Raw genomic sequence first — 11,677 nt, forward strand, 5'->3', positions numbered from 1 at the left:
CCGGCGGTTGTGGCCCTCGTCGGCGGCCTCTAGGTTGGGCTGCGTGTCAACGACGACGCACGATGCAGACAAGGCCGAGCTCCTGGCGAAGGCCGCCGACCTGGCGAAGCACGGCAAGGGGAGCGGAGGGCCGCCGCACGACGACGTGCACGGTCTCCTGCAGGCCTACTTCCGGCACGTGGCGCCCGAGGACGTCCTCGACCGCTCCGACGCCGACGTGTACGGCACCCTCGCCTCGCACTACAAGCTCGCCGACGTCCGGGCCCAGGGCACCGCCCAGGTCCGCGTCGTCACGCCCGTCTCCGCCGAGCACGGCTGGAGCGCGGGGGGCCACTCGGTGGTCGAGGTCGTCGTCGACGACATGCCGTTCCTCGTCGACTCGCTGACCATGGAGCTGAGTCGCCAGCTGCGCGACGTGCACCTCGTCGTCCACCCCAACTTCGACGTCGAGCGCACCCTCACCGGCGAGCTGGTGTCGGTGACGCCGGTCGCCGACGGCGCCTCCGAGCCCGACGACGGCCGCATCCGCGAGTCGTGGATGCACGTCGAGATCGACCGCCTGCGCGAGGACGACGACCCGGCGACGATCGTCGAGGACGTCCAGCGGGTCCTGCGCGACGTCCGCGAGGCCGTCGAGGACTGGGCGAAGATGAACGAGCGGGTCGCGGCCATCACCGCCGAGCTGCGCGAGGACCCGCCGCCGCTCGACCCCGAGGAGCTGCGCCAGTCCGGCGAGCTGCTCACCTGGCTGGCCGAGGGCCACTTCACCTTCCTCGGCTACCGCGAGTACACCCTCGACCGGGCCGAGGTCGACGGCGTCGAGGACGACGTCCTGCGCGCCGTCCCCGGCAGCGGGCTCGGCATCCTGCGCTCCGACCAGCACCTCTCGGAGTCGTTCGGCCGGCTGCCCGACCCGGTCAAGGCCAAGGCCCGCGAGAAGACCCTGCTGGTGCTGGCCAAGGCCAACTCGCGCGCGACCGTGCACCGCCGCGCCTACCTCGACTACGTCGGCGTGAAGACCTTCGGCGACGACGGCGAGGTCACCGGCGAGCGCCGCTTCCTCGGTCTCTTCTCCAGCGCCGCCTACACCGAGTCGCTGCTGCGCATCCCGCTGGTGCGCGAGAAGGTGCAGGCGGTCCTGCACCGCAGCGGGTTCGACCCGCAGAGCCACGCCGGCAAGGCGCTGCTCGACACCCTCGAGACCTACCCGCGCGACGACCTCTTCCACACCCCGATCGAGGAGCTCGGGCCGCTGGCCGAGGCCGCCATGCAGGCGCGCGAGCGCCGCGCGGTGCGGATGTTCATCCGCAAGGACACCTACGGCCGCTACGTCTCGGTGCTCGTCTACCTCCCGCGCGACCGGTACAACACCGGCGTGCGCGAGCGGTTCGTGCAGATCCTCAAGGACCGCCTCGGCGCCGACGACGTCGAGTTCAACGTGCGGATCAACGAGTCCACGACCGCGCGGGTCCACTTCGTGGTCCACCAGCCGGCGGGGGAGTCCATCCCCGACATCGACACCGCCGACCTCGAGCGCCGCCTCGCCGAGGCCTCCCGGTCGTGGCGCGACGACTTCACCTCGGCCGTGATCGCCGAGTACGGCGAGGAGGTCGGCGCGATCCTCGGACGCCGCTACCTCGACTCCTTCCCCGAGGCCTACAAGGAGGACTTCCCGCCCCGGGTCGCCTCGGTCGACCTCGGCCGGCTCGAGGGCATCGACGGCGACGAGGGCATCGACCACTCGCTCTACCAGGACGTCGACGCCGGCCGCGGCGAGGCGCGCCTCAAGCTGTACCGGATCGGCTCGCCCCTGTCGTTGAGCCAGATCCTGCCGATGCTGAGCTCGATGGGCGTCGAGGTCGTCGACGAGCGTCCCTACACGCTGACCGGCGTCGAGCGGCCCTCGCACATCTACGAGTTCGGGCTGCGCTACCCCGGCACCCTCCCCGAGGAGGGCCGGGTCCTCTTCCAGGACGCGATCCGCGCCGTCTGGGACGGCTACACCGAGATCGACGGCTTCAACGCCCTCGTCCTCGGCGCCCGGCTCACCTGGCGCCAGGCGGCGCTGCTGCGCGCGTACGCGAAGTACATGAAGCAGGGCGGGACGCCGTTCGCCCTCGACTACATCGAGGACGCACTCTCCTCCAACGTCGACATCACCCGGATGCTGGTCGACCTGTTCGAGGCGCGCTTCGACCCCGACCGCGACCGGTCCGAGGAGGCCGGCGTCGAGCAGCAGATCCTCGCCGCGCTCGACGACGTCGCGAGCCTCGACCACGACCGGATCCTGCGGTCCTACCTGACCCACGTGCAGGCGACGCTGCGCACCAACTACTTCCAGCTCACCTCCGCCGGGGGGCCGCACACCTTCATCTCCCTCAAGCTGGAGCCGTCGGCGATCCCCGACCTCCCGGAGCCGCGGCCGGCCTACGAGATCTTCGTCTACTCGCCCCGGGTCGAGGGCGTGCACCTGCGCTTCGGCGCCGTCGCGCGCGGCGGGCTTCGCTGGAGCGACCGCCGCGACGACTTCCGCACCGAGGTGCTGGGGCTGGTCAAGGCCCAGATGGTCAAGAACACCGTGATCGTGCCGGTCGGCGCGAAGGGCGGCTTCTTCGCCAAGCACCTGCCCGACCCCTCGGTCGACCGCGACGCGTGGCTGGCCGAGGGCATCGCCTGCTACAAGACGTTCATCTCGGGACTGCTCGACGTCACCGACAACCTCGTCGACGGCGTGACCGTGCCGCCCGAGCGCGTGGTGCGCCACGACGGTGACGACTCCTACCTCGTCGTGGCCGCCGACAAGGGCACCGCGACGTTCAGCGACATCGCCAACGGCGTCGCGAAGTCCTACGGGTTCTGGCTCGGCGACGCGTTCGCCAGCGGCGGCTCGGTCGGCTACGACCACAAGGCGATGGGGATCACCGCCCGCGGCGCGTGGGTGTCGGTCCAGCGGCACTTCCGCGAGATGGGCGTCGACTGCCAGAGCGAGGACTTCACCTGCGCCGGCGTCGGCGACATGTCCGGCGACGTCTTCGGCAACGGGATGCTCTGCTCCGAGCACATCCGGCTGGTCGCCGCCTTCGACCACCGCGACATCTTCATCGACCCCGACCCCGACGCCGCGGCCTCCTTCGCCGAGCGCCGGCGCCTCTTCGAGCTGCCCCGCTCGAGCTGGCAGGACTACGACGCGTCGCTGATCTCCGCCGGCGGCGGCGTCTTCCCCCGCTCGGCGAAGTCGATCCGCCTCACCCCCGAGATCCGCGCGGCCCTGGGCATCGACGACGGCGTCGAGAAGATGACGCCGGCCGAGCTGATGCGCGCGATCCTGCTCTCGCCCGTCGACCTGCTGTGGAACGGCGGCATCGGCACCTACGTGAAGTCCGCCGAGGAGACCCACGGCGACGCCGGCGACAAGGCCAACGACCCGATCCGCGTCGACGGCGGCCAGCTCCGGGCCCGGTGCGTGGGAGAGGGCGGCAACCTCGGCATGACCCAGCTCGGGCGCATCGAGTACGCCCGCAACGGCGGCCGGGTCAACACCGACTTCATCGACAACTCCGCCGGCGTCGACACCTCCGACCACGAGGTGAACCTGAAGATCCTCCTCGACCGGGTCGTGGCCTCCGGCGACCTGACCGAGAAGCACCGCAACGCCGTGCTGGCCGAGATGACCGACGAGGTCGCCGGGCTGGTGCTGCGCGACAACTACGAGCAGAACCTGGCTCTCGCGAACGCCGACTCGAACGCCGTCCCGCTGCTGCACGTCCACGAGTCGTGGATGAAGCGGCTCGAGCGCGACGGCGTCCTCAACCGCGAGCTCGAGGCGCTCCCGACCAGCCGGCAGGTGCGCCGCCGCATCGAGCGCGGCGAGGGGCTCAGCGTCCCCGAGCTGTCGGTGCTGCTCGCCTGGACCAAGATCGTGCTGGCCACCGAGCTGATCGACTCCGACCTGCCTGACGACCCGTACCTCGACCTCGACCTGCGCAGCTACTTCCCGACGGCGGTCCGCGAGCGCTTCGCCGACCGCATCGTCGACCACCCGCTGCGCCGCGAGATCATCGTGACCCAGGTCGTCAACGACCTGGTCAACGGCGCCGGCATGACCTACTGGCCGCGGCTGGCCGGCGAGACCGGGGCCAGCGCCGCCGAGCTCACCCGCGCCAACTTCGTGGCCCGCGAGATCTTCGGCTCCCTGGCGCTGCGCGAGGAGATCGCGACCTACGACAACGACCTCGACGCCGCCGTGCAGACCCACATGCGCATCGAGATGCGCACGCTGGTCGAGCGCGGGTCGCGCTGGCTGATCACCAACCGGCGTCCCCCGCTCGACAGCCAGGGGCTGGTGGACACCTTCTCCGGCCCGATGCAGGCCGCGATGACCGAGCTCCCCGACCTCCTGGTCGGCAGCGAGCTGGCCTCCTACGAGCAGCGGCGCGCCGCCCTCGTCGAGCGCCAGGTGCCCGAGGACCTCGCCTCCCGCGTCGCGATGCTCCCGACCGCCTACCAGCTGCTCAACGTGATCGAGATCGCGAGCCGTGAGGGCCTCGAGCCGGCCGACGTCGCCCGGGTGCACTTCGCGCTCGCCGAGCGGCTGGGCCTCCCGCTGCTGGTGCAGCAGATCCTGACCCTGCCGCGCGACGACCAGTGGCAGACCATGGCGCGCGCGACCCTGCGCGACGACCTCCACTCGGTGCACGCCCAGCTCACCGCCCAGGTGCTCGCCGACAGCGCGGCCGACGACCCGGCCGCCGACCGGATCGCGGCCTGGGAGGACGGCGACGACGTCCGCGTCACCCGCGCCGCCGAGACCGTCGCCCAGATCTGCGCCGACGGCGAGGTCGACCTGGCCCGGATGTCGGTCGGCCTGCGCGTCGTCCGCAGCCTGCTCGCCTGACCTCCACGCCCTGGAGTCGGGTGCCCTGCCCGTGCAATTGCCGCGAATGGCTCGGTTCCGACGTCCGAACCTGAGCCGATCGCGGCAATTGCGCGCCCTTGGCCGCCCTGCCCACCCTGCCCGTGCAATTGCCGCGAATCGCTCGGCTCCGGCGCCCAAACCTGAGCCAATCGCTGCAATTGCAGGCGTCTGGCCACCCCGCCCGGGCCGACCCGAGGACGGAAGCGGTCTGAGGTACCTCAGAGGTTCGTGGGTTGTCGGAGGCCCGACCTAGAGTCGTTGTCGATGGCAACGACTTCTCACGACGTCGGTCTCGACCCCGACCCCGACCAGCCGCCCGCGGCCAGCGTCCGCTTTCTGTGGCGGCTGCGCGGCTACCTGCGCCCGCACCTCGGCTCGGTCGCGGTCATGCTGCTCACCTCGCTGGCGGTGGTGGGCACCTCGATCGGCATCCCGCTCGTCACCCGCGCGGTGATCGACGGCCCGATCGCCGACCACGAGCTGGGACCGGTGCTGCCGCTCGGCCTGCTCGCGCTGGCCCTCGGCGTCGTCGAGGCGGTGCTGATCTTCGTGCGCCGGTGGGTCCAGAGCACCGCGGTGCTCGCCATGGAGACCTCCATGCGCCACGACCTCTATACGCGGCTCCAGGAGCTGCCGATGTCGTTCCACAGCAGGTGGCCGGCGGGCCAGCTGCTGTCGCGCGCGATCCAGGACCTCAGCTCGATCCGCCGGTTCAGCGGGTTCGGGCTGATCTTCCTGGTCGTCAACATCGTGCAGGTCGTCGCGGTGACCATCGTGCTGCTCGGCATGTACTGGCCGCTCGGACTGGTCGTCGCGGCCACCGCCGCGCCCATCGTGTGGCTCTCGATGACCTTCGAGAAGAAGTACGTCGTGATGTCGCGCCGCGTGCAGGACCAGCAGGGCGACCTCGCCACCCTCGCCGAGGAGGGCGCGCTCGGGTTCCGGGTCATCAAGGCGTTCGGCCGCAGCGAGCACGTCGCCTCGGAGTACGAGCGCCAGGCCCGCTCGCTGCACGCCTCCAGCATGGACAAGGTGCACCTCTCGGCCCGGTTCTGGACCTTCCTGGAGGTCATCCCCAACCTCGCCGTGTGCGTCGTGCTGCTGCTCGGCGCGATCGGCGCCGGCCAGGGCGCGCTGACCACCGGCGAGCTGGTCGCCTTCATCACGCTGCTGCTCTCGCTGGTCTGGCCGGTCTCCTCCCTCGGCGTCATCCTGGCGATGGCCCAGGAGGCGATGTCGGCCTCTGCGCGGATCCTCGAGGTGCTCGACACCGAGCCCGCCATCGTCGGCGGCGACCGCACGATCGCCGAGCCGCGCGGCCACCTGCGTTTCGAGCACGTCGACTTCGCCTTCCCCGACGCCCCCGACGAGGTCGTGCTGCGCGACGTCTGCCTCGACGTGCCGCCCGGTGAGACGGTCGCGATCGTCGGCGGCACCGGCTCCGGCAAGACCGCGCTCACCGCCCTGGTGCCGCGGCTGCACGACGTCACGGCCGGGCGGATCACGATCGACGGCGTCGACGTCCGCGACCTCGAGCTCGGTCACCTGCGCTCGCTGGTCGCGACGGCCTTCGAGGAGCCGACCCTGTTCTCGATGAGCGCCCGCGAGAACCTCACCCTGGGCCGAGCCGAGGCCCCCGAGGCCGACGTCGAGGAGGCCATCGACGTCGCCCAGGCCGGGTTCGTCCGCGACCTGCCCTGGGGTCTCGACACCCGCATCGGCGAGCAGGGCATGGCGCTCTCCGGTGGCCAGCGGCAGCGGCTCGCGCTGGCCCGTGCCGTCGTCGCCCGGCCCCGCATCCTGGTGCTCGACGACACGCTCTCCGCGCTCGACGTCCACACCGAGCGGCTCGTCGAGGACGCCCTGCGCGCCGTGCTCGGCTCCACCACCGGCATCGTGGTGGCCCACCGCGCCTCGACCGTGCTGCTCGCCGACCGGGTCGCGCTGCTCCAGGACGGCACCATCACCCACGTCGGCCAGCACCGCACCCTGCTCGCCGAGGTCCCCGCCTACCGCGAGCTGCTCAGCGCCGACGCCGGCGACCGGGTGCCCGCATGAGCACTGACACCAGCACCGGCACCGGCACGAGCACCGGCACCGACGCCGACCAGTCCTGGCGCGGCATCGCCGCGGGCGAGGCCGACGCCATCGACAGCGCCGACCGGATCCGCTTCACCGGCGGGTCGGGCCAGCTGCTGCGCGAGCTGCTGCGCCCCTACCGGCGGGCGATCTGGATCCTCGTCGCCGTCGTGGTCGTCGAGAACGCCGCCCGCCTGGCCATCCCGTACCTGGTCAAGGTCGGCATCGACAGCGGCATCCCGCCGATCCGCGAGAGCGACGACCTCGGCCCGCTGGGCATCGTGGTCGCCCTCGTGCTCGGGGCGACGGTCGTGCAGGCCATCACCCGCCAGATCTTCCTGGTGCGCTCGGGCCGGATCGGCCAGGACCTCCTCTACCAGCTGCGCCGCCGCGTCTTCCGGCACTTCCAGCGGCTCAGCCCGGCCTTCCACGACGACTACACCTCGGGCCGGATCATCTCCCGGCAGACCTCCGACATCGACGCCATCTACGAGATGCTCGAGACCGGCTTCGACGGCCTGGTCACGGCGTTCCTGACCCTCGTCGGCACGGCCGTCATCCTGATGTTCCTCGACGTGAAGCTCGGCCTGCTGGCCCTGCTCTGCGGTCCGTTCCTGTTCTGGATCACCGCGTGGTTCCGCCGCGAGTCGGCCAAGAGCTACCGCGTCGCCCGCGAGCGGGTCGCGCTGCTGATCGTCCACTTCGTCGAGTCGATGGGTGGCATCCGCGCGGTGCAGGCGTTCCGCCGCGAACCGCGCGACCTGGAGATCTTCGACGTCCTCAACGACGACAACCGCCGCGCCAACCTGGTCGCCTTCCGGCTCGTCGCCTGGTTCATGCCGGGCGTGCGGCTGATCGGCAACATCACGATCGCCGCGGTCCTCGTCTACGGCGGCTACCTCGCCTACCAGGGCGAGGTCACCGTCGGCGTGCTCGCGGCGTTCCTGCTCTACCTGCGCCGGTTCTTCGAGCCGATGATGGAGATCTCGCAGTTCTTCAACACCTTCCAGTCCGCCTCGGCGGCCCTGGAGAAGCTGGCCGGGGTGCTCCGCGTGGAGCCGTCGGTGCCCGAGCCGGCCACGCCGGTCCCGCTCGCGCACCGCCGCGGCGGGCTCACCTTCGAGCAGGTCCGCTTCTCCTACGTCGACGGCCGCGACGTGCTGCCCGGCCTCGACCTCGACATCCCCGGTGGGCAGACGGTCGCGCTGGTCGGCACCACCGGCGCCGGCAAGACGACCCTGGCCAAGCTCGCGACCCGCTTCTACGACCCCACGTCGGGCCGGGTGCTCCTCGACGGCGTCGACCTGCGCGACCTGGCCTCCGACGACCTGCGCTCCTCGGTGGTCATGGTGACCCAGGAGAACTTCCTGTTCACCGGCTCCATCGCCGACAACATCCGCTTCGGTCGGCCGGGCGCCTCCGACGCCGACGTCGAGGCGGCCGCCCGCGCCCTCGGCGCGCACGACCTGATCATGGCGCTGCCCGACGGCTACGCCACCCAGGTCGCCAACCGCGGGGGCCGGCTCAGTGCCGGCCAGCGCCAGCTCGTCGCCTTCGCCCGCGCCTTCCTCGCCGACCCCGAGGTGCTCATCCTCGACGAGGCGACGTCGTCCCTCGACGTCCCCTCGGAGCGGCTGGTCCAGCACGCGCTGCGCACCGTGCTCGCCGGTCGGACGGCCGTGATCATCGCCCACCGCCTGTCCACGGTCGAGATCGCCGACCGGGTGCTGGTGATGGCGCACGGCGACGTCGTCGAGGACGGCACCCCCGCCGACCTCGTCGCCGGGGGAGAGGGGCACTTCTCCGACCTGCACCGGGCCTGGCTCGACTCGCTGGCCTGAGCGGCGCTCCGTTACATCCCGGTTTCGGCGACCCGATTCCCCCGCGCGTGGTCGGTGGCCGCCCCTAGGTTGAGCGGGTCCACCCACCAACCGAAGGACGAGGATGACCAAGCCCCGCCCCCGCTCCACGAGGATCTCGGCCCGACTCCTCACCCCGCTGGTCGCGATCGCGGCCGTCGCGCTGCCGGCCGCCGCACCGGCCCACGCCGAGGACCCGGTCGCCGGTGCCCAGACGTCGGGGGACTCGCTGTTCCCCCACGTCGGCAACGGCGGCTACGACGTGCAGCACTACGACCTCGACATCGCCTGGACGCCGGGCGCGACGCTGGCGCTCAGCACCATCGCCGCGACGACCTCGATCGAGGCGAGCACGACCGGGGCGCCGCTCTCGTCGTTCTCGCTCGACTTCGAGCGTGGCGGTCTCGCGGTGTCGTCGGTGACCGTGAACGGCGTGCCCGCGGCCTTCGCGCACGACGAGGTGCCGGCCGACATCAAGCACAAGCTGGTCGTCACCCCGGCCACCCCGGTCAGCGGTGCCTTCACCACGGTGGTCACCTACAGCGGCATCCCGACCCGTCACACCGACGCCGACGGCTCCTACGAGGGCTGGAACGTCACCGCCGACGGGGCCACGTTCGTCAACCAGCCGATCGGCTCGATGACCGGCTTCCCGAACAACAACACCCCCGCCGACAAGGCGACCTACACGATCGACGTCGACATCCCCACCACGATCACCAACGCCGCCGGCACCGGCGCTGCCGCCGCCGCGAGCAACGGTGAGCTGGTCGGCAAGGACGTCGCGGGCGACCGGACCACCTGGAGGTGGGTGCAGCAGGAGCCGATGGCCTCCGAGCTCGCGATCATCTCGATCGGCAAGTACGACGTCCTCGAGTCCGACGTCACCCTGGCCAGCGGCCGCACCCTGCACGAGTGGAGCTTCGTCGACTCGGCGAGCAGCGCGGCGAACAAGAACAGCGTCGGCGTGCAGCGCGCCCGCTTCAAGAGCGTCATCGACGGGCTCGAGTCGCGCTTCGGCCCCTACCCCGGCAACAGCATCGGCGTGGTCGTCGACCTCGTCCCGAGCGCGATCAGCTACGCGCTCGAGACCCAGGACCGCTCCTTCTTCCCGACCAGCATCAACGCCGGCACCTTCGTGCACGAGCTCGCCCACCAGTGGTACGGCAACAACGTCGCCCCCACGGTGTGGAACGACCTCTACATCAACGAGGGCATGGCCACCTGGATGCCGACGCACTTCGCCAACCAGCTCGCCGAGCCCGCGACCAGCGGCGCGAGCACCGAGTACACCTACTTCACCAGCTGGTCGGCCAGCGCCCCCGAGAGCGCGAACTGGCTCACCCCGCCGGCCGGCATCACCGACGCCGCCGGCCTGTACGGCTACCAGACCTACACCCGCAGCGCGCAGTTCTGGGAGGCGCTGCGCCTCTCGATCGGCGACGCCGACTTCTTCGCGCTCATCCGCGAGTGGCAGGTCCGCCACGCCGGCCAGAGCCGCGGCACCGCCGCGCTGCTCGCCCTCGCCGAGGAGGTCTCGGGTGCCGAGCTCGACGCGTTCTTCCAGGACTGGGTCCGCGACGCCGACAAGCCGGCCTGGCCGCAGCGCTACGACCTGGTCCTCGGCCAGGACACCGCCGACGGTGCCCTCGAGCCCGGCGACACCGTCACCTACACCGTCACCGCGGCCAACCGGGGCTACGTCCCGCTGACGTCGAGCGTGGCCGAGGTCGACCTGTCCGACGTGCTCGACGACGCCACCCTCGGTGCGCTTCCCGACGGGCTGACCCTCGCCGGCGACACCCTCACCTGGGCGCTGCCCACCACGCCGCGCCACGGCAGCCGCACGGCGTCCTTCGACGTCGTCGTCGACGGCGACGTCAGCGCCGCCTCGCTGCGCGCGAGCCTGTCCTCGCAGACCCTCGGTGGCTTCTGTGCTCCCGGTGCGTCCTGCACGACCCGCGCCGACGTCGCCGAGCAGGCCGTCGCCCCGGCGCCGCTGCCGACGATCACCGGCACCCCGAAGGTGGGCGCCGAGCTCACCGCCGACACCACGGGCTGGGCGCCCGGCACGACGTTCGCCTTCGGGTGGACCGTCGGCGGCGAGGACGTCGTGGACGCCACCGGCCCGACCCTGCTCCTGGGCCCGGACGACGCCGGCAAGGTGGTCCGCGTGACCGTCGCCGGCTCGAAGGCCGGCTACGGCGACGTCACCCGCACCAGCGCCGCGACCGCCGCGGTCGCCGCGGGCGACCTGACCACGACGCCGACCCCGACCGTCACCGGCACCGCCCGCGTCGGCGTCCCGCTCACCGCCGTCGCCGGCACCTGGGACGACGGCGTGACGCTGGCCTACCGGTGGACGCGGGACGGAGCGCCGATCACCGGCGCCACCGCCGCGACGTACACCGCCGTGGCGGCCGACGCCGGCCGGCGGCTCGGGGTGGTCGTCACCGGCACCAAGCCGGGCTTCGCGCCGACCGAGGTCGCCAGCGCCGACACCGCGCCGGTCGCGCTCGGCCAGCAGGTGCGGCGCCCGACGCCGACGGTGGCCGGCCGAGCGGCCGTCGGTCGCACGCTGCGCGCCGTCCCCGGCGCCCGAGACGCCGGCGTCACGCTGACCTACCGCTGGTTCGTCGGCGGCAAGGCGGTGGCCGGTGCGCGCGGCGCCGGTCGCACCTTCGCGGTGACGAGGGCCGCCCGCGGCAAGCGGGTCGTCGTGGTCGTCACCGCCACCAGGCCCGGCTACGTCACCGTGACCGGTCGCAGCCCGAGGACCGCCAAGGTCGTCTGACCCACCCCGCCACCCCGGCAGTCCGCACCA

At 72.1% G+C, this 11,677-nt stretch carries 4 protein-coding genes; all 4 read left to right on the forward strand.

All coding sequences use genetic code 11. From position 1 onward, the window contains the following. Positions 1-43: 43 nt before the first annotated feature. The 4 genes from FE634_RS04330 (at position 44) to FE634_RS04345 (ending at position 11,647) form a co-directional block, all read left to right on the forward strand. Complete coding sequence (locus tag FE634_RS04330) at positions 44-4,894, forward strand: NAD-glutamate dehydrogenase (protein ID WP_148240375.1); 4,851 nt, start codon at positions 44-46, stop codon at positions 4,892-4,894. A gap of 285 nt (positions 4,895-5,179) precedes the next feature. Then, positions 5,180-6,973, forward strand: coding sequence for an ABC transporter ATP-binding protein (locus tag FE634_RS04335; RefSeq protein ID WP_138875195.1), 1,794 nt, complete (start codon positions 5,180-5,182; stop codon positions 6,971-6,973). Next, positions 6,970-8,835 carry an ABC transporter ATP-binding protein gene (locus FE634_RS04340; protein ID WP_138875196.1) on the forward strand — a complete coding sequence of 622 codons (1,866 nt, stop codon included), beginning with the start codon at positions 6,970-6,972 and terminating at the stop codon, positions 8,833-8,835. Before FE634_RS04335 ends, FE634_RS04340 begins: the two co-directional genes overlap by 4 nt. Before the next feature lie 103 nt (positions 8,836-8,938). Further along, a complete protein-coding gene (locus tag FE634_RS04345; protein ID WP_138875197.1) occupies positions 8,939-11,647 on the forward strand; it encodes a M1 family metallopeptidase in 2,709 nt (902 codons plus the stop codon). Positions 11,648-11,677: the final 30 nt, after the last annotated feature.

Origin of the sequence: Nocardioides sp. S-1144, from assembly GCF_005954645.2 — a bacterium.
Lineage (GTDB): Bacteria > Actinomycetota > Actinomycetes > Propionibacteriales > Nocardioidaceae > Nocardioides > Nocardioides dongxiaopingii.

Bases quoted from the DNA above. Each gene is read 5' to 3' on its own strand.
- FE634_RS04335 (WP_138875195.1), top strand. From the start codon at position 5,180: ATGGCAACGACTTCTCACGACGTCGGTCTCGACCCCGACCCCGACCAG.
- FE634_RS04340 (WP_138875196.1), top strand. From the start codon at position 6,970: ATGAGCACTGACACCAGCACCGGCACCGGCACGAGCACCGGCACCGAC.
- FE634_RS04345 (WP_138875197.1), top strand. From the start codon at position 8,939: ATGACCAAGCCCCGCCCCCGCTCCACGAGGATCTCGGCCCGACTCCTC.